This window comes from Providencia sp. PROV223 (genome assembly GCF_028479245.1).
Taxonomy (GTDB): Bacteria; Pseudomonadota; Gammaproteobacteria; order Enterobacterales; family Enterobacteriaceae; genus Providencia; species Providencia rettgeri.
Map to the genome: position 1 here is coordinate 110,372 of NZ_JAMPNG010000008.1, position 26,336 is coordinate 136,707.

21 protein-coding genes are annotated in these 26,336 nt (G+C 42.1%); 15 read left to right on the plus strand and 6 right to left on the minus strand.

What is annotated here, in order from left to right; genetic code table 11:
- Positions 1 to 176: 176 nt before the first annotated feature.
- Positions 177 to 2,459, minus strand: a complete 2,283-nt coding sequence (locus PR767_RS11220; protein ID WP_272520348.1) for an inverse autotransporter beta domain-containing protein — start codon at positions 2,457 to 2,459, stop codon at positions 177 to 179.
- Positions 2,460 to 2,694: 235 nt separating this feature from the next.
- On the opposite strand from PR767_RS11220, the gene rnz reads away from it, so the two are divergent.
- Positions 2,695 to 3,609 (plus strand): ribonuclease Z, encoded by a 915-nt coding sequence (gene rnz / locus PR767_RS11225; RefSeq protein ID WP_272520349.1) that lies wholly within the window; start codon positions 2,695 to 2,697, stop codon positions 3,607 to 3,609.
- A gap of 42 nt (positions 3,610 to 3,651) precedes the next feature.
- On the opposite strand, the gene deoR is transcribed toward rnz, so the two are convergent.
- Both deoR and deoC read right to left on the minus strand, forming a co-directional pair.
- Positions 3,652 to 4,431, minus strand: a complete 780-nt coding sequence (gene deoR / locus PR767_RS11230; RefSeq protein WP_272520350.1) for a DNA-binding transcriptional repressor DeoR — start codon at positions 4,429 to 4,431, stop codon at positions 3,652 to 3,654.
- A 55-nt stretch (positions 4,432 to 4,486) separates the two neighbouring features.
- The gene (deoC, locus tag PR767_RS11235) at positions 4,487 to 5,155 is read right to left on the minus strand and encodes a deoxyribose-phosphate aldolase (protein WP_109912599.1); all 669 of its coding nucleotides are present in this window, start codon (positions 5,153 to 5,155) and stop codon (positions 4,487 to 4,489) included.
- A gap of 168 nt (positions 5,156 to 5,323) precedes the next feature.
- On the opposite strand from deoC, the gene rbsK reads away from it, so the two are divergent.
- From rbsK to PR767_RS11250, 3 genes are all read left to right on the plus strand, one after another.
- On the plus strand, positions 5,324 to 6,253 hold the full coding sequence (gene rbsK / locus PR767_RS11240) for a ribokinase (RefSeq protein WP_272520351.1): 930 nt from the start codon (positions 5,324 to 5,326) through the stop codon (positions 6,251 to 6,253).
- Positions 6,254 to 6,361: 108 nt separating this feature from the next.
- Positions 6,362 to 7,669: an L-fucose:H+ symporter permease gene (gene fucP, locus PR767_RS11245; RefSeq protein ID WP_004915008.1), complete on the plus strand. Its 1,308-nt coding sequence runs from the start codon at positions 6,362 to 6,364 to the stop codon at positions 7,667 to 7,669.
- 64 nt (positions 7,670 to 7,733) lie between these two features.
- On the plus strand, positions 7,734 to 8,750 hold the full coding sequence (locus PR767_RS11250) for an aldose 1-epimerase family protein (RefSeq protein WP_272520352.1): 1,017 nt from the start codon (positions 7,734 to 7,736) through the stop codon (positions 8,748 to 8,750).
- Positions 8,751 to 8,785: 35 nt separating this feature from the next.
- Here PR767_RS11250 and PR767_RS11255 read toward each other — a convergent pair whose 3' ends face one another.
- Positions 8,786 to 9,193 (minus strand): DUF2750 domain-containing protein, encoded by a 408-nt coding sequence (locus PR767_RS11255; RefSeq protein ID WP_272520353.1) that lies wholly within the window; start codon positions 9,191 to 9,193, stop codon positions 8,786 to 8,788.
- A 143-nt stretch (positions 9,194 to 9,336) separates the two neighbouring features.
- Here PR767_RS11255 and PR767_RS11260 point away from each other — a divergent pair, with 143 nt between their 5' ends.
- The 7 genes from PR767_RS11260 to dusA all read left to right on the plus strand — a co-directional run bounded on the left by PR767_RS11260 (position 9,337) and on the right by dusA (position 16,849).
- Positions 9,337 to 10,356: a mechanosensitive ion channel family protein gene (locus PR767_RS11260; protein WP_004914997.1), complete on the plus strand. Its 1,020-nt coding sequence runs from the start codon at positions 9,337 to 9,339 to the stop codon at positions 10,354 to 10,356.
- Positions 10,357 to 10,628: 272 nt separating this feature from the next.
- Entirely contained in the window at positions 10,629 to 12,788 is a 2,160-nt protein-coding gene (locus tag PR767_RS11265; protein ID WP_272520354.1) for an ornithine decarboxylase, read from the plus strand.
- A 98-nt stretch (positions 12,789 to 12,886) separates the two neighbouring features.
- Positions 12,887 to 13,822 carry a uridine-preferring nucleoside hydrolase UriH gene (uriH, locus tag PR767_RS11270; protein WP_109912595.1) on the plus strand — a complete coding sequence of 312 codons (936 nt, stop codon included), beginning with the start codon at positions 12,887 to 12,889 and terminating at the stop codon, positions 13,820 to 13,822.
- A gap of 3 nt (positions 13,823 to 13,825) precedes the next feature.
- Positions 13,826 to 14,299: a DUF6882 domain-containing protein gene (locus PR767_RS11275; protein ID WP_272520355.1), complete on the plus strand. Its 474-nt coding sequence runs from the start codon at positions 13,826 to 13,828 to the stop codon at positions 14,297 to 14,299.
- 362 nt (positions 14,300 to 14,661) lie between these two features.
- A complete protein-coding gene (locus PR767_RS11280; protein WP_117163027.1) occupies positions 14,662 to 14,871 on the plus strand; it encodes a YdgH/BhsA/McbA-like domain containing protein in 210 nt (69 codons plus the stop codon).
- Positions 14,872 to 15,008: 137 nt separating this feature from the next.
- Positions 15,009 to 15,635, plus strand: a complete 627-nt coding sequence (ycaC, locus tag PR767_RS11285) for an isochorismate family cysteine hydrolase YcaC (protein WP_004914979.1) — start codon at positions 15,009 to 15,011, stop codon at positions 15,633 to 15,635.
- A 212-nt stretch (positions 15,636 to 15,847) separates the two neighbouring features.
- Positions 15,848 to 16,849, plus strand: a complete 1,002-nt coding sequence (gene dusA, locus PR767_RS11290) for a tRNA dihydrouridine(20/20a) synthase DusA (protein ID WP_272520356.1) — start codon at positions 15,848 to 15,850, stop codon at positions 16,847 to 16,849.
- A gap of 217 nt (positions 16,850 to 17,066) precedes the next feature.
- On the opposite strand, the gene PR767_RS11295 is transcribed toward dusA, so the two are convergent.
- The gene (locus PR767_RS11295) at positions 17,067 to 18,050 is read right to left on the minus strand and encodes a quinone oxidoreductase (protein WP_272520357.1); all 984 of its coding nucleotides are present in this window, start codon (positions 18,048 to 18,050) and stop codon (positions 17,067 to 17,069) included.
- A gap of 211 nt (positions 18,051 to 18,261) precedes the next feature.
- On the opposite strand from PR767_RS11295, the gene dnaB reads away from it, so the two are divergent.
- The 3 genes from dnaB to PR767_RS11310 all read left to right on the plus strand — a co-directional run bounded on the left by dnaB (position 18,262) and on the right by PR767_RS11310 (position 22,310).
- A complete protein-coding gene (gene dnaB / locus PR767_RS11300) occupies positions 18,262 to 19,674 on the plus strand; it encodes a replicative DNA helicase (protein ID WP_004260904.1) in 1,413 nt (470 codons plus the stop codon).
- Between the two features lie 252 nt (positions 19,675 to 19,926).
- Positions 19,927 to 21,009 (plus strand): alanine racemase, encoded by a 1,083-nt coding sequence (alr, locus tag PR767_RS11305; RefSeq protein WP_198642001.1) that lies wholly within the window; start codon positions 19,927 to 19,929, stop codon positions 21,007 to 21,009.
- Between the two features lie 104 nt (positions 21,010 to 21,113).
- On the plus strand, positions 21,114 to 22,310 hold the full coding sequence (locus PR767_RS11310) for an amino acid aminotransferase (protein ID WP_115166560.1): 1,197 nt from the start codon (positions 21,114 to 21,116) through the stop codon (positions 22,308 to 22,310).
- Between the two features lie 79 nt (positions 22,311 to 22,389).
- On the opposite strand, the gene uvrA is transcribed toward PR767_RS11310, so the two are convergent.
- A complete protein-coding gene (gene uvrA / locus PR767_RS11315; protein ID WP_272520358.1) occupies positions 22,390 to 25,224 on the minus strand; it encodes an excinuclease ABC subunit UvrA in 2,835 nt (944 codons plus the stop codon).
- Between the two features lie 512 nt (positions 25,225 to 25,736).
- Between uvrA and PR767_RS11320 the strand changes: the two genes are divergently transcribed.
- Entirely contained in the window at positions 25,737 to 26,258 is a 522-nt protein-coding gene (locus PR767_RS11320) for a single-stranded DNA-binding protein (RefSeq protein ID WP_272520359.1), read from the plus strand.
- Positions 26,259 to 26,336 lie beyond the last annotated feature (78 nt).

Below are 26,336 nucleotides of genomic sequence, written 5' to 3' on the forward strand. Positions count from 1 at the left end.
CAATATTAACGTTACAATTGTCAGGGCTGATAGCAAGATGTGCTTGTGAATTTATTGGACTTAAAAGGAAGCGAAATTTTTACTGTGGACATTTTTGGAATGGTAGGTTTATTGCTTGATGAATCCTATTTTTTTAGACTCCCTCCGAGCCGGAGGGAGTACGCTAAAGGACGTGTTTAAGGCGTGACTAAAATAGTTATTGTCTGGCTTGGATGCCCATTGATTGAAGCTATAATGTCAAGGTTACCAGTGGCCGGTAATGTTAAGTAGGTAGAATAATCTCCATCACTGTCTTCATACCAGCCAAGGATATTAGTGTTATAGCGACCAAGGTCGATATTTTTAGGGTTTATCCCCTCAAGTGTGTTACCAAAGGCATCGCTGAGTGTGACTGTGATAAGTACGTCATCGCCTATTTTCACGTTATTCGTGGTACTTGTTGTGATTTCGACTTTATCAATAACGCCAAGTTGGCCATGAGGGCCGCTGCCATCAGAGTTAATCGCATTAATTGTCAGTGGTGGATTCACCGTGAACGTATGCTGAGGTGACGTTTTTCCATGTAAAGAAGCGCTAATGGTGTAATCCCCGGACATTTGGCCTGCAAGTAACCCGCTATACTCACCTAAATTAACCGAACTCTCTTCAATCTCGACAGGAACTTGTTTATTGCCAATATTGACCATGATGATCCCATCAGCGCCAGAAACTGGATTGTTATTTTCATCGATTAGCTTGAGTACAATAGCTGTCTCTTTACCTGCATAGGTCGATTGAGTATTTAAGATCTCAATTTTTTTCAAGCTTCCACTAATAAAATAGACAGCAACGGTTTCACTGTGGCCATTTACGGTAGCGGTAATCTCACTGATACCACTTGTCATACTGGTGAGTGGCATCTCAATAATTCCTTTTTGATTTGTCACCCCTTGAGCGCTAATTTTTCCACGAGTCGCACTAAAATTGACTGTTTCTCCTGATATGGGGTTACCCTTTGAGTCAGTGATATAGGCTGAAACCATATTGGCTGTTTTACCATCAGCCAATGCTGCTGTTTGAACGACTCTCAAACTTTGTATTTTTGCTTGGCTAGTCGTTGCAGTATTCGTGCTGGTCACATCAATCAGTGTTTCACTTGTCGGTGATGCATTACCGTGAATATCATAGGCAATACCACTTAAGCGATAACGATTCAATTTCTCACGTTCTGAAGGTGTTGATGCCGTTTTATAAGTGGGTAATTTTACGGTAGCATTTTGACCCGATGAGCTAATAACACCACCGGCAGCGAGTAATTCAGGTGCATTCCAGACAATTTTTTTCAGTGGGTGTTGGGTTATCATCGATTGTACGAGCGGTAGCTCTTGTCCAGCTTTACCTTGAATTTTTGCCACGAGCTTCAATTGAATTTCAGTTTTCTTTTGATAATCAAGAACAATATTGTTATTGCGATTGACGAAATCAAGGCGGTTACCCGAAACACGTCGTGATTCACCGACTTTAGCAGGGTCAATTTGCTCAATAAAATTCTTATCAAATACCCAGTTAAATTGCACTTTGGCACTGGTATCTTGTAATCCGCTACTTATTTTGTGATCGGCGCTAAAGGTGACAAGAGTGAAAGGGGTCCAATTCATACCGATAGTCGCGGCAGCAGGGTCTTCTTGAAGTTTATTTTTCCCCATTAAAGCCACATTATGGCCGACATACTGTTCAAACTTAAGGCTACCTCCCAGTTGCGGGTAATCCGGTAGCCATCCTTGTGCTTGTACATCCCACCCACGAGCAGGACGCGCATCATAAGTGCGAGTTAGCTCAGATGAGCTGCGCCATGACGAAACGGGAAAATAGGTATTCGCGCTGAGTTTTAAGTAATCTTGCCAGTATTCAGCCCCAACGCCTAACCGGGAATGATAATGTGAAAGGTCATGATCAAAGAATGCATTGACACCCACGGTGCTCTGCTCGTTGAAATGACGCAAACCAATCCCATTATTGCTTTGCAACCGGCCATCTGTATTGTGAATACTGTGCTGGGTATATAACAACATATTAGCTTGTTGATACCAAGGGATGAGCCAATCAAAATGACTGTTTTTAAGCGATAGTTGCTTATCAAAATTCAGGCTGACTTTCACATTACCCGCTTTTGAGAGCCAATGAGTAATTTCCTCTATTGCGGCGTTAGCTGCTTGATTACTGAGATAACTTTGCGCCATTTGTGAGATTTCATGGCTATTTTTTTGTTCTACAAGCCATGTTGCGGCTGTTTTACTGTATTGCGCTAAGTTACGTTCACCATCGTTACTTTCTAGTTTTGGGATAGGACTCCCTAAAAGCGGGAGTTCATCCGGTGTTAGCATTTTTGCATCGCTGGGCAATGTTGACATAATAGCTAATGAGCCGGTCGCCACCAATAAGGCCAAAGGTGCCGGAAATTTCTTTTTAGAGCAAAGCATTAAATATATTCCTAGATTAGATATTCACTTTTAGTATTGTGGAATATGCGGTGTAAAAAACACTTGGGAATTAATTGGACTAATACAGAAAAGGGATTTGTATATTGGAAGAAATTAGGAATAGCCGATTTTTATTTATAATTGGAACATATTGAATAATAGACGAATAAAATAAAGAAATTTTCAATTGGAAAAAATCTTACCATAATAAAAACAAAAGATTAGATGAGGTATTATGGAATTAACATTTCTAGGAACTAGTGCTGGCGTGCCGACAAAAGAGCGTAATGTCACCAGTATGATATTAAATTTAGTCGGTATCCGTAAAAGCTACTTGTTATTTGATTGTGGTGAAGGGACACAGCATCGCATTTTAAATAGCCCATTTAAAACACCAAAAATTGAAAAAATTTTTATTACTCATTTGCATGGAGACCATATTTTTGGTTTACCCGGGTTGTTATGCAGCCGCTCAATGGGGGGAGCAACAGACCCATTGATTGTTTATGGGCCGAAAGGGTTAAAACAATATATTGAAACGGTACTCACCGTGAGCGTGTCTTATATGACATATCCACTGGAGATAGTGGAAATCGAAGCTGGCCAATTATTTGACGATGGAGAACTGATTGTGACGGCCTATGCCCTTGACCATCGTGTTGAGTGTTATGGTTATCGTATTGAAGAACATCCGAAACGTGGCGCATTAGATGCAGTGAAATTAGCTAATGACAATATTCCTCGTGGCCCTTGGATGCAAGCGCTTAAAGCGGGGGAAACGATAGTTCTTGATGATGGACGAACAGTGAATGGAGCTGATTACCTCGGTGAACCGATCCCCGGAAAGATTATTGCGATTTTTGGCGATACGCAACCGACAGAGCAAGCGCTGGAACTTGCGAGAAATGCCGATGTGATGATCCATGAAACGACCTTAGCAGCGGAGTTTGCACAAAAAGCCAATGAAAGAGGGCACTCGACGACAGTACAAGCGGCTGAGTTAGCTCGTGCGGCAGGCGTTAAACGGTTTATTGCCACTCACTTGAGTGGTCGCTATACGAGTGAGGATATTCCAAAGTTACTTGCGGAATGCCAAGCTGTGTTCCCCGCGAGTGAAATCGCAGAAGACTATTTGACAGTGAAGATCTAATGTAAGCGGGCAAGATATTGTCCGCTTAATCTATTGATGATTTTAATAAATTACTTTCACAAAGCCATTACGACAATATGTCTCATATTCATCAGAAAGTTGCCTATTTGTGACTATCACATCAAATTGTGATAATTCCCCCATATTGGCGGTCGCGACTTCATCAAACAGGTTATAAGGGGCGAGTAAAATCTTACGGATAGATTTTTCCATCGCTTTTTTCTTCATGGATAAATCATCGAGATTATAGCAAGTTACGCCAAAATTCCCATGCACACCAGCTGCTGAAATAAAGGCTTTTTTCGGGTTGATTGAGTCAAGTAATGAAGGGAGTGATGGGTTGTAAAAAGAATCACTTTTAGGGCGATATTCCCCGCCACATAATAGCGCAGTGGCATTTTTTTTCTGGCTAAGGGCGAGGAAAACGTTATGTGAGTAACAAATACCGGTGAAATTAATTTCTTCTGGGATGAGTGAAATCAAGGTGGCCATTTCAATGCCATTATCAAAGAAGATCACATCATCTTCTGTCACCATGCTAGCGGCAAGGTTTGGGATATATAATTCTTCCGTTTGATCGGGGGTGAAAATGTCGGCTTGTGGTTCTTGGGTCAGTGAATTAGCAGGTTGAGTAACAGAAACTATGTAGCCACCGAGGAGTGACATGGGGATGGGGCCTTCCGCATCTGCGCTCAGGTCTCGACGAATAGTCATCTCTGAAACTTCGAGTATTCTAGCAGCTTCTTTAAGATGAATGCGTCCTGAGCGTTTTAAACATTCACTTAAACGGCGAAGGCGTTCTTTTTGTTTAGTTTCTATCACCCTACAATCCTTTTTCAATACACAAAATTGGCGCGGTTAGACCGCGCCCCATCACTTAATAGTCACTTGGTTTGGTGTTATTGCCTGTGACAATGGCAACGCTTGCACTTGCACCGACACGGTTTGCACCCGCTTCAATCATTTTAATTGCGGTTTCACGGTCACGCACACCACCGGAGGCTTTTACACCGACTTCATCGCCAACCACTTTACGCATCAGTGCCACGTGGTGTTCTGTTGCGCCCATTGTACTGAAACCTGTTGAAGTTTTCACAAAACCGACTTTAATTGTGCGGCAAATTTCACAAACTTGAGTAATTTCTTCATCAGTTAACAGGCAATTTTCTAAAATAACTTTTAATGTTGCTTTACCACAGGCAGCAAATACGGCTTCAATGTCTTTGCGAACAAAGTCTAAGTCGCCACTTTTGAGCATGCCAATGTTGATAACCATATCCACCTCATCGGCTCCACGGCGCACAGCTTCTGCTGCTTCAAACGCTTTCGCTTCCGTTAAGCAAGCGCCTAATGGAAAGCCTACCACACAGCAAACTTTAACGTCGCTGTTTTTTAAAAGCTCGCTGGCTAAAGGAACATAACCTGTGTTTACGCACACCGATGCAAAATGGTGTTCTGCCGCTTCGGCACATAATGTTTTAATATCACTAACAGTGGCATTAGCAGCAAGTAAAGTGTGATCAATATATTTTGCTAAGTCTTGCATTTTCAACTTTCCTATATAAATGTGGGATAGACAACAAAGAATGAGGAAATGTGGTAGATATAACACTTGATCATTCGTTATTCGAGATCCTAATCACAAATGATATTTTTGCAACATGATAATGTTAATATCATATCATTATGTGATTTATTTAACACGAGGGACATTATGGATATAGCAGTTATTGGTTCAAACATGGTTGATTTGATCACTTACATCGATCAAATGCCAAAAGAAGGCGAAACGTTAGAAGCGCCAGCTTTCAAAATTGGTTGCGGTGGTAAAGGTGCGAACCAAGCGGTTGCTGCTGCTAAGTTAAATTCAAAAGTGATCATGTTAACCAAAGTGGGGGATGATATTTTTGCAGATAATACGATCCGTAATCTTGAGTCTTACGGTATTAACACTCGCTATGTGGAAAAAGTACCTTGTACCTCAAGTGGCGTCGCACCTATTTTTGTTAATCAAAATTCATCAAATAGTATTTTGATCGTCAAAGGGGCGAATAAATTTTTATCACCTGAAGATATCGATCGTGCAGCGGAAGATCTGAAAAAATGTAAATTGATCGTTCTGCAATTAGAAGTCCAGCTTGAAACGGTTTATCACGCGATTTCATTTGGTAATAAGCATGGGATCCCAGTGTTACTGAATCCAGCCCCTGCACAACGTACGCTAGATCTCGATTTTGCCTGCCGATGTGATTTCTTTGTCCCTAATGAAACGGAACTTGAAATTTTAACCAATATGCCAGTCGACACGATGAATAACATTCGTCGTGCTGCACAGTCTTTATTGGATAAAGGGTTAAAAAACGTCATCGTAACATTAGGGGAAAAAGGGGCGTTATGGATGACTCGCGACAGCGAGTTATATATACCCGCAATTAAAGTAAATGCGATTGACACCAGTGGTGCAGGGGATGCCTTTATCGGCTGCTTCTCGCATTACTATGTCCATACGGGGAATATTGAAGAAGCACTGAAGAAAGCCGTTCTATTTTCGGCTTTCAGTGTGACAGGGAAAGGAACTCAATCTTCTTATCCAAGTGTTGAACAATTTAATGAATTTGTGCAAATCAACACCGCTAATGAATAGCTAAATAATAATAGTCCAACGTAGCTATATACCCTTTGAATAATTAAGTGGTCATCAGAGCCACATAGCCACTCATCGGGTATAAATTATAAAAATATAAGGGTTACTATGAACATTAAGAACATCACTCAGTTACCGGATGGCTACCTGAGTAAGACACCTCTATTCCAATTTATCCTACTATCGTGCCTGTTCCCATTATGGGGATGTGCCGCAGCATTAAATGATATTTTAATCACACAGTTTAAAAGTGTCTTTGAACTCAGTAACTTCGCCTCGGCTTTAGTACAAAGCGCATTCTATGGTGGTTATTTCTTAATCGCCATTCCGGCGTCGTTAGTGATCAAAAAAACCAGTTATAAATATGCCATTATGGTGGGGCTGATCCTGTATATCGCGGGTTGCAGTATGTTCTTCCCTGCATCTCATATGGCGACCTATACCATGTTCTTGGCGGCTATTTTCGCCATTGCGATAGGTTTAAGCTTTCTCGAAACCGCCGCGAATACCTATAGTTCAATGATAGGTCCTAAACAATACGCCACATTGCGTTTAAATATTAGCCAAACCTTCTACCCAATTGGTGCCGCAGGCGGGATCTTACTGGGCAAGTATCTGGTATTTTCCGAAGGGGATAGCTTACAAAACCAAATGGCGGGAATGAATGCGGAGCAAATCCATGAATTCCGTTTAGCCATGTTGGAAAATACCCTAGAACCTTATCGTTATATGATTATGGTATTGGTTGTGGTAATGATCTTATTCCTTATTACTAAGTTTCCTAAATGTAAAGTGGCAGAAACGCAAGATCATAAGCGTCCTACTGCATTAGAAACCTTAAAATATTTAGCGAAAAATAGTCGCTTTAGAAAAGGAATTATTGCCCAGTTTTTATATGTCGGAATGCAAGTGGCAGTATGGTCATTTACTATTCGTCTCGCATTAGAAATGGGGGATATTAACGAACGTGATGCCTCGAATTTCATGGTGTATAGCTTCGCTTGTTTCTTTATTGGTAAGTTTGTTGCCAATATTTTAATGACCCGCTTTAATGCAGAAAAAGTCTTAATTATCTACTCGGTGATTGGTGCGCTGTTCCTAATTTATGTTGCATTTATTCCGAGTTTTACAGCGGTCTATGCAGCGGTGATGGTCAGTATTCTGTTTGGACCTTGCTGGGCAACTATTTATGCAGGCACTTTGGATACTGTTGATAATGAACATACTGAAATGGCCGGGGCGGTTATTGTGATGGCGATTGTCGGTGCTGCAGTTGTCCCTGCGGTTCAAGGCTATGTCGCAGACATGTTGCACTCATTACAACTTTCATTCCTTGTTTCCATGCTGTGCTTCGTGTATGTCGGTATTTACTTTGTGGGTGAACGTCGCTTTAAAGCGAAACAAGCCACGAAATAGTTCCTCAAATTGGGTAGTGTAAGCTGCCCAATTCCATTTATCTCATTAAACCGTGAGTATGAAAATGAATACATTGATACCTCTTCACAAAAGCTTATTTACGGAAAACCCGACGCTTATTTTAAAAAATGACCAATTTACTGCCACGGCATTTCGTTACCAAACAGGCGTGGAAGGGTTACGAATTGAAAATCAGCAAGGGTATTTAACGATTTTACCTTTTTTAGGGCAAATGATTTGGGATGCGGAATTTTGTGGCCAAAATCTGAAAATGGAAAATATGTTTTCAGCGCCAAAATCAGTTCCAACAGTAGTTGAAACCTACGGTTGCTTTGCATTCCATTCAGGTTTAATCAGCAATGGTTGCCCTTCTCCAGAAGATTCTCACCCATTACATGGGGAAATGCCTTGTGCATCAATGGATAGCGCTTGGCTGGAACTGACAGGCGAAAGTTTGAAAGTTGTCGGCGAATATGAGTATGTGATGGGTTTTGGTCACCATTATCGTGCGACACCGTCAGTGCAATTAAATGCGGGCAGTGCATTATTTGATATTCATATGTCAGTCACCAATTTAGCATCGGTTCCTATGCCTCTCCAATATATGTGCCATATGAATTATGCTTACGTGGAGAATGCAACGCTAACACAAAATATTCCTGACAAAGCGATTAAATTGCGTGAATCAATACCAGGGCATGTACAGCCAACTGAAAAATGGCTGGCATTTAATGAAGCGTTGAAATCTGGCAAAGTCTCATTAAATCAGCTTAATCAGCCACAAATGTGTGACCCTGAAATTGTGTTTTTTATGGATGATCTTAGCCAATATACCGCAACGCCTGAGTTTAGGATGATTTCACCCGCAGGAGATACGTTTGTAACGCGTTTTAAATCTAACCAGCTAAATTATGCAACTCGTTGGATTTTGTACAATGGTGACCAAAAAGTTGGCGCATTTGTACTCCCTGCAACTTGTCGTCCAGAAGGCTTTTTAGCCGCGAAAAATAACCAAACACTGATTTGGTTAGAGGCGGGGCAAACTCGTGAATTTACTGTGACTACTGGTGTTGAAAAGTAGTTTTTTGCCTCAGAAAGGCAGCACATTGCTGCCTTTTACTCGTATTGTTGGCATTCTTCTGCTAAATCGGCGAGAAGCACCACCGCATCATAAACTAATGTTTTTTTTCCATCAGGTTGCATCATCAAAGCAACCTTAATATTTGCTTCATGCATATCAGGCAAAATTTCTGTCATCAGGTGTTCAAGGGTAAATAGCATTGGCGTAAAATTCGCCCATTCACCCGTTAAACACAATTCAACATACGCTTTGGCAGGCCATAGGGGCAGAAAAAGACATTTTTCATCATTCCATGCGGTAACGAGGTTTTCCCCATCACCGAGGCTCCACACTTGCTCCCAGTCAGCAATTTTACCGACAAAGTAGTTATACTGTTGGTATGGCCTAAGCGCATGGACATTATTTATTTCTTTCTCATTTGGGGAAAATAGGTTGTTATTCATTATTGGATAATCTAAAAAGTAACTGATAATTATTGGGAAAATTATCTTTATAATTGTTATCTTAATAACAAGATAATGAGAAATAGTACACAGTAAAACAAATAAAAATAAGATCTATCAGGTAAATTTTAGGGCGGTTAGAAATGATAGAAGCATTACTTGAAAAATATGCGATTGGCATGACTTTAATTGCGGTTTTTCTCGCAATCTATTTAGCTTTTGAGATTGTACATAAACGACGTAAACATAAACATAAGCGCAAAAGTATTTTGATCCATGTGGTTCAAACTCTTGTGCTGTGTGGCGTGGTGATTGTTATTGCCCAATATGTAGACATGGCAGCAACGGATTTTGATTTAACCTTTATTTCAACTTCTCTGGTTAATTTTATTACCATCTCATTGATTGCATTGATTTTAATGCGAAAACTGTTCCAGCTAGCGAACCGACTAGAAAAAACACAGATTAAAAAAGGCAGTGATCCCACTTCGGCACGTATTGTCGCCCGCGTATTTAAAACCGCGATATTTGTCATTATGGTGCTACTGTTTGGTGAACATTTTGGGATGAGCCTTTCTGGTTTGATGGCATTTGGTGGGATTGGCGGTATTGCTATTGGTATGGCCGGTAAAGATATCTTGAGTAACTTTTTCTCTGGGTTAATGCTCTATTTTGATCGGCCCTTCAACATTGGTGATTGGGTCAGTTCACCGGATCGAAATATCGAAGGGACGGTAGTTGAAATCGGCTGGCGGATCACCAAAATTATTACGTTTGACCACCGTCCACTCTATATTCCCAACTCGGTTTTTTCTTCTATTAGTGTGGAAAACCCAGGGCGCATGACTAACCGGCGCATCAAAACTGAAATTGGTTTACGTTACGAAGATTCAGACAAAATTGGGGCGATTGTCGACGATATCCGCACAATGTTGCAACAAGATGCGAATATCGATACCAGTCAAACCTTATTAGTTTATTTCGATGCTTTTGCCGACTCTTCGTTAAACATTATGGTGTATTGTTTTACCAAAACAACAGTTTGGGCTGAATGGTTAGCGGCGCAGCAAGCGGTGTATTTGAAGATCATTGAGATAGTTAAACGCCACGATGCGGACTTTGCATTCCCATCACAGACTTTGTATGTGGAAAAAAACAACTAACGTCCCATTACGGATAAATTGACCGATTAATTGGTGGTGATCATCGGGTTAATTGGTTAATTTATCTTTTTATTATCTTTATGATGGCCTGAAGTATGGGGGCGTGGGTTGTGATGAGATAGAATTTTTATGCTATTAACCAGTGGCTTATAAAATATATTCGACTTTCTAAATCTGGTTATTTTTTCCGACCATGCTAATCATTTCAATTCCCTGATCTATCAAGTATATTGTCCGCCTCTTTTCCTCAGCTAACTAAGAGCCAGACTGCTATGAACAAAATCAATGTGGCATGTAGCCAGGGGGTCGCAATCTATTTCACTAATCAATTTCAGTGGATAGATATTCGCGATGCACAGTTAAACAATATTGCCGCTGTCGTGTTATCTGAACAAGATGCCAACCAAGGGCTGTGGGAAAGAGTCGTTGAGAGCCAGTTGAGTATTCCGCTGTTTATCATCAGTGATAAACAGCTGCCAACCGATGAAAATTTACCGCCTTATTTGACGGCGCTATTAGCACCCGCCCCCGCTGCTCGTGAAGAAAATAGTCGTCAATTACTCGATGCTGCGAATCAATATCTTGAGCAGTTATTACCGCCATTTTTTGCTCGAATGATGGATTATGCTGCGGGTCATAATGTCACTTTTGCCTGCCCAGGGCACCAAGGCGGCCAATTTTTCCGTCGTCACCCGACAGGGGAGCAATTTTATCAATTTTATGGTGAAAACCTGTTCCGTACCGATTTATGTAATGCTGATGTCGCAATGGGCGACTTATTGATTCACGAAGGCGCAGCGAAAGAGGCGCAAAAATTCGCCGCGAAAGTGTTTAATGCGGACAAAACTTATTTTGTATTAAATGGCACTTCATCATCCAATAAAGTAGTGTTAAACGCGTTGTTAACACCGGGTGATTTAGTTTTGTTCGATCGTAATAATCATAAATCAAACCACCATGGGGCGCTGATACAGGCGGGGGCAACACCGGTCTACCTCGAAACCGCGCGTAATCCTTTTGGTTTTATTGGTGGTATTGATGCGCACTGCTTTGGCGAAAGTTATTTACGTGGACTTATCCAAGAAGTGATGCCAGAAAAAGCGCAAGCCAAACGGCCATTTCGCTTAGCGGTGATCCAACTTGGAACTTATGACGGTACGGTGTATAACGCAAGGCAAGTCGTTGATAAAATAGGTCATTTATGTGATTACATTTTATTTGATTCCGCATGGGTGGGGTATGAACAATTTATTCCCATGATGCGCCAGTGCTCGCCATTGCTACTTGAATTAAATGAGAACGACCCCGGGATCATGGTCACTCAGTCAGTTCATAAACAACTGGCTGGTTTTTCTCAAGCGTCACAAATCCATAAAAAAGATAATCATATCAAGGGGCAAGAGCGTTTTGTTTCACACAAAAAACTCAATAATGCTTTTATGATGCACGCCTCTACCAGCCCATTTTATCCTCTATTTGCTTCTTTGGATGTCAATGCACGTATTCACCAAGGTGATGCAGGCAAAATGATGTGGATGGACTGTGTGAAAGTGGGGATTGAGGTAAGAAAATCGATATTTCAGCACTGCCGCTATTTTAAGCCTTTTGTCCCTGAAATTGTCGATGGCAAGTTATGGCACGAATACCCAACAGAGCAGATCGCCGCTGAGCAACGTTTCTTTAACTTCATACCGCAAGAAAGCTGGCATGCATTTGAGGGTTATGAGCAGGATCAGTACTTTGTTGACCCTTGTAAACTGATGTTAACGACACCGGGGATTGATGTTGAAAGTGGAGAATATGAATCTTTCGGTGTTCCTGCAACGATTCTGGCTCACTTTTTACGTGAACATGGTGTGATCCCTGAAAAATGTGACTTAAATTCAATTCTGTTTTTATTAACCCCAGCAGAAACACATGAAAAACTGGAACTGCTAGTATCTCATTTAGTCCGCTTCGAACAGTTATTGGATGAAGATGCGTTATTAGAGGATGTATTGCCTTCTGTTTATCTGCGTTATCAAGATCATTATCAAGGTTATACATTACGCCGTTTATGCCAAGAAATGCACCAGCTCAGCGTTAATGACAATATTAAACAGCTGCAAAAAGAGATGTTCCGTAAAGCTCACTTCCCTGAAGTGAAAATGGCACCTCAGCAGGCACATTTAGAATTTATTCGTGGTAACTGTGAATTATTGCCATTGGATGAATTAGAAGGCCGTATTGCTGTTGAAGGGGCATTACCGTACCCTCCAGGCGTATTGTGCGTTGTGCCTGGGGAAGTATGGTCAGGGCCAGTACTGCGCTATTTCAAGGCACTAGAAACTGGTATTAATGCATTACCGGGTTTTGCGCCGGAGTTACAAGGTGTTTATATTTCAAAAAATGAAGGTGAGAAAAAACGAGTCTATGCGCATGTTTTAAAATAAATTTCTGAATATTCAGATATTAAGCATAGATTTTACCTTGCTAGCTCGTTAAATTGGGGTCAGTGCCATTTCTGACTCCAATTTTAATAAGGTAAGGTATGAGCAAAAAAATAATCCTCGATTGTGATCCCGGCCATGATGACGCTATCGCGTTATTACTGGCTTACGGTAACCCTGACATTGAATTATTGGCGGTAACAACCGTTGCCGGCAATCAAACCCTCGAAAAAGTCACTCATAATGCACTGGCTATCGCTGAAATGGCGAAAATTACGGGTATTTCCTTTGCCGCAGGTTCAGAACGTCCTTTAGTTCGGGAAATTGAAGTTGCGCCTGACATTCATGGGGATTCAGGGCTTGATGGGCCTGTACTACCGACACCAACATTGCAGCTTGATGAGCGACATGCCGTTTCACTGATTATCGAAACCATTATGTCTCACCCGCCTAAAACAGTAACTTTAGTGCCTACTGGCGCATTAACCAATATTGCGCTTGCTGCTCGTCTTGAACCGCGCATTGTCGAGCGAGTTAAAGAAGTGGTGCTGATGGGTGGGGGCTATCATGTTGGGAATTGGAGTGCGGTAGCTGAATTTAATATCAAAATTGACCCAGAAGCGGCTCATATTGTTTTCAATGAGAAATGGCCGTTAACCATGGTGGGCTTAGACCTTACCCATCAAGCGTTAGCAACTCCTGATGTGGTGAATGAAATTGCTGCGATTGGCAGTGATTGTTCGCAGTTTGTCGTCGAACTACTGGATTTCTTTGGGAAAATGTACAAGCAGGCCCAAGGCTTCGATGCGCCGCCAGTACATGACCCTTGTGCGGTTGCTTATGTTATTGACCCTAGCGTAATGACCACACAAAAAGTCCCAGTGAATATTGAACTGACCGGAACGCACACGTTAGGCATGACAGTGGCTGATTTCCGCCATCCGGCTCCTGAAAATTGCCATACTCAAGTTGCCGTTAAATTAGACCATCATAAATTCTGGCAGTTAATTATCAAGGCATTAAAAAATATTGGGTAATCAATGGATAATGAAATAGAACAAATGCCTTATGAGGCATTAATTGAACGTAGCATGAATGCGTTACAGGCCAAAAACCAATTTCATTGTGATACATGGAAATTAGATGAAGCAGATTGGTCAGTAAACCAAGACGAAGGAACCATTATATTTCATGCACCTGATAATCTTATGGCAACAGCGCCGGTGCAAATTGTTGGTACATATGACCAAAGCCAAGGTAGTTGGATGTGGAGTTGGGCAAACAGTTCTATCGACAACGCTTTAACACAAGATGCAATCGCGGTGAAAGCTTATGGCGAGCGGAAAGACAACGCATTATTAACCGCTAGCATTAGTCAAATCGAAGAATATGACGCATGGCAATTAACGGCATTAGCCTGCGAACTCAATAGTCAACAAGGGATATACCGTGGAATTGCGGGGCATACTTTGATCTTTATGACATTTGGTGAGGTTTCTCTTCAGCAAATTTAGGTTGTATCGGTGCCTTATCTCCTCTCGATAAGGCATTTTAGCACCGTTATTCCATTAGCCTGTCCGTTATGCTTAGTTTCTTTTTCAATGTGGAACTTGCTATCAGCTGCAACTCCAGAATTGGCTGAGCAAATTATTGAATTGTTGAATAGCTAACTCATCATCGATGGTTGGATCGATGTATTTCGCCACTTAGCCATCAATGAATCTTTTTCTTATTCCTCTTATACTCACATTGTTCAATTTAATTGAATTAGATGAGCGATATTATTAGCTTTAACCTAAATTTGATTATCGATAAGATACCTTCATCGCAGACAACAAGGGTTGTCTCATCGAATACTAAGTGAAGGAATTAGACTATGAACATGTTAAAAACTTTGATGGCAGCTTCTGTATTATCTTTCGTTGCATTTGGTGCATCAGCAGTAACAATCACTGCAACAGGTGATACGCTGGCTTCAACAGAAGCAAAAATTGCAGCTAAAGCTAAAGCAGCCGGTGCAGACAGCTATACAATTACCAGCGCTCGTATGGGGAATTTTGTCACAATGAGCGCAGAAACTAAATAACGAATTGTATGAATTCATCTTGTTGAAATATTTTTGATAAAAAGTGGTGTTTTAGGCGCGATAAGCAGATTAAATACCACTTTTGTTTTATCTGAACCCACATAGAGTACTTTTCTAATCATTGAGGAGTCGTTGATATGAGTTTCAAATATAACCGCCTAGATAAAGATAATGCAGCTGTATTACTTGTTGACCATCAAACGGGTTTGTTATCGCTAGTTCGTGACCAAGATCCGGACAAATTCAAAAATAGCGTGTTAGCGCTAGCCGATCTGGCAAAGTATTTTAACTTACCAACTATTTTGACGACATCTTTTGAAGATGGTCCTAATGGCCCATTAGTTCCTGAATTAAAAGAAACCTTTCCAGATGCGCCTTACATTGCCCGTCCAGGTCAAATCAACGCGTGGGATAACGAAGAGTTCGTCAAAGCGGTTAAAGCCACAGGTAAAAAACAGCTAATCATTGCCGGTGTTGTGACAGAAGTGTGTGTGGCATTTCCTGCACTATCTGCACTGGAAGAAGGCTATGAAGTTTTTGTTATTACTGATGCCTCAGGTACATTTAACCCAATAACACGTGATGCCGCATGGGATAGAATGTCAAAAGCAGGGGCTCAACTGATGAGCTGGTTTGGTGCTGCTTGTGAATTACACCGTGATTGGCGTAATGATGTGGAAGGTTTAGGAACGTTGTTCTCAAACCATATCCCTGATTACCGTAACTTAATGACTAGCTATGCACTGCTTTCTGCGAAAAAATAGTGCGTGACTGAGTATTAAAATGACATAATTGGTTTATAAATCCTCGATATGACATTGCTCATATCGGGGGTTATTTCGTTAAATTAACCAAGTCCAGCCACTCGTTTTCGTCATCATCGCACTTAGTTCGCTCTATGTTATAATAGCCTATTGTTTTTGCTTGGCTCCTTGCTTTTGGAGCTATCCATTTGATTTTAATACACAAGACCACCATGCATCAAAATACCTCAAAACAAGGCTATACCAACCTAAACCGATTTTCCGTTGCCCCTATGCTCGATTGGACAGATCGCCATTGCCGTTATTTCCATCGCCTATTAAGCAAAAATACCCTGTTGTATACCGAAATGGTCACAACGGGAGCGATTATTTACGGAAAAGGGGATTACCTTGCTTTTAGTGAAGAAGAGCATCCAATCGCATTACAACTTGGTGGCAGCGATCCTGCGGCATTAGCGCAATGTGCCAAATTGGCACAAGAGCGTGGTTATGATGAAATTAACTTAAATGTGGGATGCCCATCAGATCGCGTACAAAATGGGCGTTTTGGCGCTTGTTTAATGGGCGATGCCCAATTGGTAGCCGATTGCGTGAAAGCCATGCAAGACGTGGTTTCTATCCCGGTAACCGTAAAAACGCGTATTGGAATTGATGAGCAAGACAGTTACGCGTTTCTATGCGATTTTATTGAAACCGTTTCTGATAAAGGCGGTTGCGAAATGTTTATTATCCATGCGCGTAAAGCATGGTTATCAGGCCTTAGTCCAAAAGAAAACCGCGAAATTCCACCATTAGATTATCCGCGGGTTTACCAACTAAAACGTGATTTTCCGCATCTGACAATGGCCATTAATGGCGGTATTAAAACCTTAGAAGAAGCCAAACAACACCTTCAATATTTAGATGGTGTGATGGTGGGGCGTGAAGCCTATCAAAATCCGTCAATTTTAACTGCAGTTGATAACCAATTGTTTGGTGAGCACTTTCCTATCACCAATGGTGTTGATGCGGTTAGGGCGATGTACCCCTATATAGAAAGCGAATTAACAAAAGGGGCTTATTTAGGTCATATGACTCGCCATATGTTAGGAATTTTTCAAGGTATCCCCGGTGCACGCCAATGGCGTCGTCATTTAAGTGAAAATGCACATAAAAAAGGCGCTGACTTAGCCGTTGTTGAGCAAGCTCTGGAGTTTGTCACTCGCGGTGAATAGTTCATCGTGGAAAGAAAGAAAAAGCGCCCATTGGCGCTTCAGACTGCCGACAAACATAATATGTTTGGCAGCAAGTCTAATAGGTTTTGAATATAAATTAGGAAAATCAATCTATTGATTTTCGGCTGATAACACAAAGCGGGAAAACCACGCTTTTATCCCGCTTTGTCAACAACCTCAAGCGCCAATGGGCGCTTTTTGTATGTTGGGCGGTTGATTACGGAATTAATAAACTTGAGCCTTGGGTTTTTCTCGATTCGATGGTGATATGGGCTTTTTGCGCATCTTTTAGGGCAAAAATTTGTGATTGCGGCACATCTACATTCACTTTTCCGCTTAAAATTATATCAAACAAGGCATTACTAGCTTGGTCTAGCTCAGCACGGTTAGTCACATAGACACCCAGTGATGGGCGCGTCACGTATAACCCGCCTTTTTGGTTTAAAATCCCTAAATTTACACCGGTGACAGGGCCTGATGCATTACCAAAACTCACCATTAATCCGCGACGTTTGAGTGAGTCTAAAGAAGCAAGCCATGTAGATTGACCCACAGAGTCATAAACAACATTCACTTTTTCGCCATGAGTGATTTCTTTAACGCGAGCTGCGATATCTTCGGTCTGGTAGTTGATGACTTCCCATGCTCCTGCCTCTTTTGCTCTTAATGCTTTATCTGCAGAACCCACAGTACCTATCATCTTAGCGCCCAGGGCGTTTGCCCATTGGCAAGCAATTAAGCCAACGCCACCGGCTGCCGCATGGAATAGAAAGACTTCATCGCGTTTTAATTGATAGGTTTGATGGAATAAGTAATAAACCGTCATGCCTTTTAATGAGCTGGCAGCTGCTTGTTCAAAGGTGATGCCATCAGGGAGATGGGCAACCGCACTCTCAGGTACGTTATGGACTTCGCTATAAGCGCCCAGAGGACCTTGCGCATAAACGACACGGTCACCCGGTTTGAATCCTGTAACATGAGCACCTGTTTTCACAACAACACCCGCAGCTTCTGTACCTAAACCACAAGGGAGTTGAGCAACAGGATATAAACCGCTGCGAACGTAGGTATCGATAAAGTTAATCCCGATAGCCCGGTTTTCAATTTGAATTTCGTTATCTGCTGGATTTGCTGGGGAATAATCTACTAAGTTAAGTACGTCAGCGCCGCCATGTTGCGCGAACTCAATACGTTTTGCCATGACAATCTCCAATAAGGACTATTCATTTTAATTACAATAACAATCGTTTTATCATAACGCCATGTTTCAATCAGAAGAATTACAGGTTTGTGCTTTCAGTGATGTATTTATCCTGTGATTACTTTGCGTAAAGACGCAAAGAAAACCACAAAAAAATAAGATTGGCGTATACTAAGCGCAGATCGTTAATTATAGACTTGGATATTAATGTATGGCTAAAAAACCCTCATCAAATTTCAAAACGGATGCCCCACGAGACCACCAAATGGAAGGGTTAAAACTTCCACCACATTCTCTCGAAGCGGAGCAGTCTGTTTTAGGGGGGTTAATGTTAGATAACGAGCGCTGGGATACCGTTTCTGAACGTGTGACTCACGCTGATTTCTTTAGCCGACCCCATCGCACCATTTTCTCACAAATGCAATTTTTGCTTGAGCAAGGCAAACCCATTGACCTTATAACGTTATCGGAATCACTAGAACAACAGGGTGAATTGGATAGCGTGGGTGGCTTTGCTTATTTGGCTGAGCTATCTAAAAATACGCCAAGTGCAGCGAATATTAATGCTTATGCTGACATCGTCCGCGAACGTGCGATTGTTCGCGATATGATATCTGTCGCCAATGAAATTGCGGATGCAGGTTATGACCCACAAGGGCGTAGCAGTGAAGATCTCCTCGATTTAGCCGAAACCAAAGTTTTCCAAATAGCCGAGTCAAGAGCGAATAAAGATGAAGGGCCAAAGGGTATCGAAGCCATTTTGTCGGAAACTGTTGAAAAAATTGAGCAACTTTACCAACAACCGCACGACGGCGTTACTGGGGTTTCAACAGGTTATCAAGATCTCGATAAAAAAACAGCAGGTTTACAAGGCTCTGATTTAATTATTGTTGCTGCACGTCCGTCAATGGGGAAAACCACCTTTGCGATGAACTTGTGCGAAAATGCGGCGATGACAGAAGAAAAACCGGTACTTATCTTCAGCTTAGAGATGCCCGGCAACCAAATTATGATGCGTATGTTGGCGTCACTATCTCGTGTCGACCAAACACGTATTCGTACTGGGCAACTTGATGATGAGGATTGGGCGCGAATTTCAAGTACGATGGGCATTTTGATGGAAAAACGCAACATGTACATCGATGATTCGTCAGGTTTGACTCCCACAGAGGTACGTTCACGTGCGCGTCGTATTTATCGTGAACATGGTGGGTTAAGTTTGATCATGATTGACTACCTTCAATTGATGCGAGTTCCTGCTCTTTCTGATAACCGAACGTTAGAAATTGCTGAAATTTCACGCTCACTCAAAGCGTTAGCAAAAGAGCTTAATGTTCCCGTAGTGGCGTTGTCACAGTTAAACCGTAGTCTTGAGCAGCGTGCAGATAAACGCCCTGTTAACTCGGATTTGCGTGAATCAGGGTCTATCGAGCAGGATGCAGACTTAATCATGTTTATCTATCGTGATGAAGTTTATCACGATAACAGCGAACTCAAAGGCGTTGCGGAAATCATTCTCGGTAAGCAACGTAACGGGCCGATTGGTACAGTACGGTTGACGTTTAATGGGCAGTGGTCGCGGTTTGATAATTACGCGGGGCCTGCGTATAACGACGAAGACTAAATACTCGTCATATTTTACACGGTCGCGGTGTTGGCTGCACTCAGCTACGCGAGTCACATACTTATGTATGCTCCCCGCGATATCTTCGCTTGCCGCCTAGCGATATTGCAAACTATTTAGAGTATTAAAGCTAAACGACCAAGATCGAATGGAAATTGGTTTTTTTTAGCGTATAACAAATAGAGAACATATTGAGCTGCCAATGTGCAGCTTAATTTTTAGCGGCTTTATAGAAAAAAGAACGAGGAAACAATGAAAGCGGCAACCGCATTGATAAACCGCCGCGCTCTGCGACACAACTTGCAACGGGTGAAAGAAATTGCACCAAATAGCCGAATGATTGCAGTTGTTAAAGCAAACGCTTATGGTCATGGATTAGTAGGGGTTGGTCAGGCAGTAGAAGAGCTGGTGGATGGCTTTGGTGTGGCAAGACTCAATGAGGCGCTACTTTTACGACAGCACGGCGTGATAAAACCGATTGTTTTACTGGAAGGTTTTTTTGAGCAGTCTGACTTGCTGTTGATGGCAGAGCACCAGATTGACACCGTGATCCATTGTATTGAACAGCTTGAAATGTTAGAAGCCACCAAATTACCTTATCCTCTTAAAGTTTGGATGAAACTGGATACAGGCATGCACCGCCTTGGTGTACTGCCGAAAGATGCCGAAGACTTTTATCAACGTTTACAACGCTGCCAACAAGTTCAGCTTCCTATTAATATTGTTAGCCATTTTTGCCAAGCAGATGCCCCTCATTTACCGACAACTGAAAAACAAATTACTTGTTTTAAACAGTTTATTGCTGGTAAAGAGGGGGAAAAATCCATTGCCGCCTCCGCCGGAATTTTGCTGTGGCCAGAAGCTCACTATGACTGGGTTCGCCCAGGGATCATGATGTATGGTGCATCCCCACAAGAAGGGAAAAGCGCAAAAGATTTCGGTTTATTTCCTGTGATGACATTAAAATCAACATTAATTGCGGTTAGGGAGCATTCGGCAGGGCAATGTGTGGGTTACGGTGAAACATGGTGCAGTGATAAAGATACGCGGCTTGGTGTTGTTGCCATCGGCTATGGAGATGGTTATCCACGTAACGTTCCTTCAGGCACACCGGTGTTAATTAATGGGCGAAAAGTGCCTATTGTTGGGCGAATTTCCATGGATATGACCGTGGTGGATTTGGGATTAAATACCGAAGATAAAGTGGGTGACGACGTTATTTTATGGGGAAATCAACTGCCAGTTGAAGAAATTGCCGCACAAACAGGCATTATAAACTATGAGTTACTGACGAAGTTAACCTCTAGAGTTGCAATGGAATATGTAGACGAATAGTCAGCAAAGGGTTATTTTCAGATAACAACGTAAAAAAATGGCGCTAAATATGGCAAATCATCGCTTGGTTTATTTAGCGTAAAACAATGATTAGGAGATGTCCTGTGTTCGAACATGTTGATGCTTATCCGGGCGACCCAATTCTGTCGTTAATGGATGAATTTAATAAAGACACTCGTGAAAATAAAATTAATTTGAGTATCGGTCTTTACTATGATGGTGAAGGAAAAACCCCTGAACTGGCAACAGTCGGTACGGCAAAAGCGGCGTTAAATAAACTGCCAGCAAGCGCATCACTGTATTTGCCTATGGAAGGTTTGAAAGATTACCGTACTGAATTACAAAAATTAGTCTTTGGTGAGGATTGCCCGCTAATTGCACAGGAACGTATCGCTACTGTCCAAACTATTGGTGGTTCTGGTGCGTTAAAAATTGGTGCCGATTTTTTACATCAATATTATCCCGATTCCGAAGTGTGGTGCAGTGACCCAACTTGGGAAAACCATGCCTCTATTTTTTCAGGCGCGGGGACAAAAGTGCATTACTACCCGTATTTTGATGAAAAAACCAAAGGCGTTAAATTTGATGAAATGCTAGCAACATTCAAAAAATTACCAGCAAATAGCATCATCCTAATGCACCCGTGTTGCCATAACCCAACAGGCTCCGACCTTACTCCTGCACAATGGGATGAAGTCACTAAGGTGGCATTAGAACACAAACTGATCCCATTCTTAGACATTGCTTATCAAGGTTTTGCCGAAGGCATTAATGAAGATGCTTATGCTATCCGAGCGATGGTCAAAGCCGGTTTACCCGTGTTTGTCAGTAATTCATTTTCTAAAATTTTTGGTATCTACGGTGAACGTGCGGGTGGCCTGTCGGTGATCTGTGAAAACCAAGATGAACGTGACCGTGTGTTAGGTCAGCTAAAAGCGGGTGTTCGCCGTTTATATTCTAGCCCACCATCTAATGGCGCAAAAATTGTTGCTGCGGTATTAACCAATAGCGCTGAAAAAGCTAAATGGTTAGCGGAAGTGGAAGAGATGCGTTTACGTATTTTAGACATGCGTACGGTACTGGTTAATGAGCTGAAAAAGGCACTACCAAACCAAAATTTTGACCACTTATTAAAGCAACGCGGTATGTTCAGCTACACGGGTTTTTCTAAAGAGCAAGTGGCTCGCCTGAAAGACGAGTTTGCGGTTTACTTGGTTGGAACTGGCCGCGTTTGTATGGCAGGTGTTAATCGTCATAATGTTAAACGTATTGTGGAAGCATTTGCCGCCGTTAGCCAATAATTTTTAGCTATCGTAATAATTATCAGGGAGCAAAATGCTCCCTGATGGTCTTTCTACTTATTTTTAATGGCCTTTCGACTTAATAGCCGCGTTCTAAAATCGTTTTCAAGAACCTTGCAGTGTGCGATTTTTCACACTCAGCCACTTCTTCTGGTGTACCAGCAATTAAAATTTCACCGCCACCACTACCACCTTCTGGGCCTAAATCGACAATCCAGTCCGCTGTCTTAATGACATCAAGGTTGTGTTCAATCACCACAATGGTATTTCCTTGGTCACGAAGCTGATGTAAAACGACTAAAAGTTGTTGGATATCAGCGAAATGCAGGCCTGTTGTTGGCTCATCCAAAATATAGATAGTTTGCCCTGTTCCGCGTTTAGACAGCTCTTTGGCTAATTTCACACGCTGTGCTTCACCACCTGAGAGTGTTGTCGCTGATTGGCCGAGACGGATGTAGGATAAACCAACGTCCATCAAAGTTTGTAGCTTGCGGGCAAGTGCAGGTACGGCATCAAAGAATTCACGAGACTCTTCGATAGTCATATCCAAAACTTCATGGATATTTTTACCTTTATATTTAATCTCTAATGTTTCTCGGTTATAGCGTTTACCTTTACATTGGTCACAAGGGACATACACATCAGGTAAGAAGTGCATTTCAACCTTGATGACCCCATCACCTTGGCAAGCCTCACAACGGCCACCTTTTACGTTAAAGCTAAAACGTCCTGGGTTATAACCTCGAGTCCGAGATTCAGGTACACCAGCAAATAGCTCACGTACAGGTGTAAATACACCAGTATAGGTGGCAGGGTTCGAGCGTGGTGTCCGGCCTATTGGGCTCTGGTCAATATCAATGACTTTATCAAAGTGCTCTAAGCCCTCTACATCCAAATAAGGGGCTGGCGTGATGGTGGTTGCGCCATTTAATTGACGTTGAGCAATAGGGAATAGGGTATCGTTTATCAGTGTTGATTTACCCGAGCCAGATACACCAGTAATACAGGTAAATAACCCGACTGGGATTTTTAATGTCACATTTTTCAGGTTGTTGCCTTTTGCCCCGAACACAGTCAGCATTTTATCTTTATTAATTGGAACGCGTTTTTGCGGGATGTCAATTCTGCGCTCACCACTTAAAAATTTACCCGTGAGTGAATCTGGGTTTGCGACAATATCTTCCAATGTTCCTTGGGCAACAATTTGCCCGCCATGCACCCCAGCACCAGGGCCGATATCAATCACATGGTCTGCGGCGCGGATCGCGTCTTCGTCATGTTCAACCACGATCACGGTATTTCCTAGATCGCGTAGGTGGATCAAGGTTTCAAGTAAGCGGTCATTATCACGTTGGTGTAAGCCAATTGAAGGTTCATCAAGGACATACATCACACCCACTAAACCTGCACCAATTTGGCTTGCTAAACGAATGCGTTGTGCTTCACCACCGGACAAGGTGTCGGCAGAACGTGAAAGAGTCAGATAATTAAGCCCAACATTGACGAGAAACTTCAGGCGATCGCCAATTTCTTTTAAGACTTTTTCTGCGATTTGAGCACGCTGACCAGTGAGTTTTAGGTTTTGAAAAAATTCCATTGCGTGGCCAATGCTGTAATCTGCGATTTCCGGCAACGTTGTATTTTCAACAAAGACAAAGCGCGCTTCTTTACGTAAGCGCGTTCCATGGCAAGAGACACATGGACGGTTACTGATATATTTCGCTAACTCTTCACGGACAGCTGTTGATTCCGTTTCTTTATAGCGGCGCTCCATATTATTGAGTACGCCTTCAAAAGGGTGCCGGCGTACAGTGATATCGCCACGGTCATTACGGTATTTAAACTCAATCGTTTCTTTGCCTGAACCATATAAAATAATTTTTTGGATAGCTGGGCTCAGGGTGTCGTAAGGCGCTTCCACATCAAATTTATAATGCTCAGCTAATGACATTAGCATTTGGAAATAGTAAAAGTTACGGCGATCCCAACCGCGAATTGAGCCACCGGCAAGTGAGATTTCGGTATTTTGGATGACTCTTTCGGGATCAAAAAACTGCTGAACACCTAAGCCATCACAGCTTGGGCAGGCCCCAGCAGGGTTGTTAAAAGAAAATAGGCGAGGTTCAAGTTCTACCATACTGTAGCCGCAAACGGAGCAGGCAAAATTCGCAGAAAAAACCAGTTCTTCTGCGTTTGCGTCATCCATATCAGCGACAATTGCAGTACCACCAGATAGTTCTAGCGCGGTTTCAAAAGATTCGGCTAAACGCTGAGCAATATCATCACGAATTTTGAAACGGTCAACAATGACTTCAATCGTATGTTTTTTCTGTAATTCGAGCTTTGGTGGATCGGAGAGATCGCAAACTTCCCCATCAATTCGGGCGCGGATATAGCCTTGGCTGGCCAAGTTATCGAGTAGCTTAACATGCTCCCCTTTACGTTCTTTAACGACAGGAGCAAGTAGCATCATTCGGCGATCGGTGGGTTGAGCCAAAACATTATCGACCATCTGGCTAACAGTTTGAGCTGCAAGCGGTATGTCGTGATCAGGGCAGCGAGGTTCACCAACACGGGCAAATAATAATCGCAGATAGTCATGAATTTCTGTGATGGTTCCGACCGTCGAACGAGGGTTATGTGAAGTGGATTTTTGTTCAATCGAAATAGCAGGGGATAACCCTTCAATATGATCGACATCCGGTTTTTCCATTAAAGAAAGAAACTGGCGGGCATAAGCAGATAAAGATTCAACATAACGGCGCTGACCCTCTGCATACAGGGTATCAAAAGCTAAAGATGATTTCCCTGAACCAGATAACCCAGTAATAACAATGAGTTTGTCGCGAGGGATGACGAGATTGATGTTTTTCAGATTATGCGTACGTGCGCCGCGGACTTCGATATTATCCATTTACCACTTCCCGGATGATTTGATATTGAACAATCGCAAGAGACTATTATCACATATTTATGGCTGAATGGATATACAGTATTTCCTATTCGTCATATTTCAAACTGTGGCGTTGTTGGCTGCTCTCAGCTACGCAGGTCACATACTTTTGTATGCTCCCCGCGATACCTTCGCTTGCCGCCTAGCCACAGCTTGAACTATTTAGAGTAAGATTTTAATGGTGAAACAGAAAAACAGAAAAACAGAAAAACAGAAAAACAGAAAAACAGAAAAACAGAAAAACAGAAAAACAGAAAAACAGAAAAACAGCGATCTGAATTTATCGAAAAGATAGATGCGGTGTGCATTATTTTGTGTCTATACTGACAAAAGCACTATGAAATTTCACTAAAAGCTGGAAAGCGTTTCGCAAATTAACAAGCTCAATTTCAAATATTGGTGCAAATCAGCTCTGTCGTGGTAAACTTCACGGCTAATCCAGAGATTAAAATTCAATGCATCAGGAGTAATAAATGGCCAGCAGAGGCGTAAACAAAGTAATTCTTATCGGTAACCTAGGACAAGATCCAGAAATCCGTTATATGCCTAACGGCGGAGCTGTGGCAAACCTGACTCTGGCAACTTCTGAAAGTTGGCGTGACAAGCAAACCGGTGAGATGCGTGAAAAAACCGAATGGCACCGAGTCGTTATTTTCGGCAAACTTGCTGAAGTAGCAGGTGAATACCTAAAAAAAGGTTCACAAGTCTATATCGAAGGTTCTCTGCAAACACGTAAATGGCAAGATCAAAGCGGTCAAGATCGTTATACGACAGAAGTTGTTGTGAATATCGGTGGCTCAATGCAAATGTTAGGTGGCCGTGGTGGTGATGCACCATCACAAGGTCAAGGCGGTCAAGGTGGTTGGGGCCAACCACAGCAGCCTCAAGCAGCACAACAATTCAGTGGTAGTGGAGCGCCAGCCGCACGCTCATCAGCACCTGCACCACAAACCAATGAACCACCAATGGATTTTGATGACGATATTCCGTTCTAATTCTTACTGATTAGAATGTATAAATAAAATAAAGGCTTCCTTGTGAAGCCTTTATTTTTTAATAAATATAAATGCTAA

Excerpts from the sequence above, each read along its gene's own strand:
- alr (WP_198642001.1), top strand. The coding sequence starts at position 19,927 with ATGAAAGCGGCAACCGCATTGATAAACCGCCGCGCTCTGCGACACAAC.
- PR767_RS11260 (WP_004914997.1), top strand. The coding sequence starts at position 9,337 with ATGATAGAAGCATTACTTGAAAAATATGCGATTGGCATGACTTTAATT.
- PR767_RS11295 (WP_272520357.1), bottom strand. The coding sequence starts at position 18,050 with ATGGCAAAACGTATTGAGTTCGCGCAACATGGCGGCGCTGACGTACTT.
- PR767_RS11275 (WP_272520355.1), top strand. The coding sequence starts at position 13,826 with ATGGATAATGAAATAGAACAAATGCCTTATGAGGCATTAATTGAACGT.
- PR767_RS11255 (WP_272520353.1), bottom strand. The coding sequence starts at position 9,193 with ATGAATAACAACCTATTTTCCCCAAATGAGAAAGAAATAAATAATGTC.
- fucP (WP_004915008.1), top strand. The coding sequence starts at position 6,362 with ATGAACATTAAGAACATCACTCAGTTACCGGATGGCTACCTGAGTAAG.
- ycaC (WP_004914979.1), top strand. The coding sequence starts at position 15,009 with ATGAGTTTCAAATATAACCGCCTAGATAAAGATAATGCAGCTGTATTA.
- uvrA (WP_272520358.1), bottom strand. The coding sequence starts at position 25,224 with ATGGATAATATCGAAGTCCGCGGCGCACGTACGCATAATCTGAAAAAC.
- PR767_RS11265 (WP_272520354.1), top strand. The coding sequence starts at position 10,629 with ATGAACAAAATCAATGTGGCATGTAGCCAGGGGGTCGCAATCTATTTC.
- rbsK (WP_272520351.1), top strand. The coding sequence starts at position 5,324 with ATGGATATAGCAGTTATTGGTTCAAACATGGTTGATTTGATCACTTAC.
- PR767_RS11280 (WP_117163027.1), top strand. The coding sequence starts at position 14,662 with ATGAACATGTTAAAAACTTTGATGGCAGCTTCTGTATTATCTTTCGTT.
- PR767_RS11220 (WP_272520348.1), bottom strand. The coding sequence starts at position 2,459 with ATGCTTTGCTCTAAAAAGAAATTTCCGGCACCTTTGGCCTTATTGGTG.
- dnaB (WP_004260904.1), top strand. The coding sequence starts at position 18,262 with ATGGCTAAAAAACCCTCATCAAATTTCAAAACGGATGCCCCACGAGAC.
- dusA (WP_272520356.1), top strand. The coding sequence starts at position 15,848 with ATGCATCAAAATACCTCAAAACAAGGCTATACCAACCTAAACCGATTT.
- rnz (WP_272520349.1), top strand. The coding sequence starts at position 2,695 with ATGGAATTAACATTTCTAGGAACTAGTGCTGGCGTGCCGACAAAAGAG.
- PR767_RS11250 (WP_272520352.1), top strand. The coding sequence starts at position 7,734 with ATGAATACATTGATACCTCTTCACAAAAGCTTATTTACGGAAAACCCG.
- deoC (WP_109912599.1), bottom strand. The coding sequence starts at position 5,155 with ATGCAAGACTTAGCAAAATATATTGATCACACTTTACTTGCTGCTAAT.
- uriH (WP_109912595.1), top strand. The coding sequence starts at position 12,887 with ATGAGCAAAAAAATAATCCTCGATTGTGATCCCGGCCATGATGACGCT.
- PR767_RS11320 (WP_272520359.1), top strand. The coding sequence starts at position 25,737 with ATGGCCAGCAGAGGCGTAAACAAAGTAATTCTTATCGGTAACCTAGGA.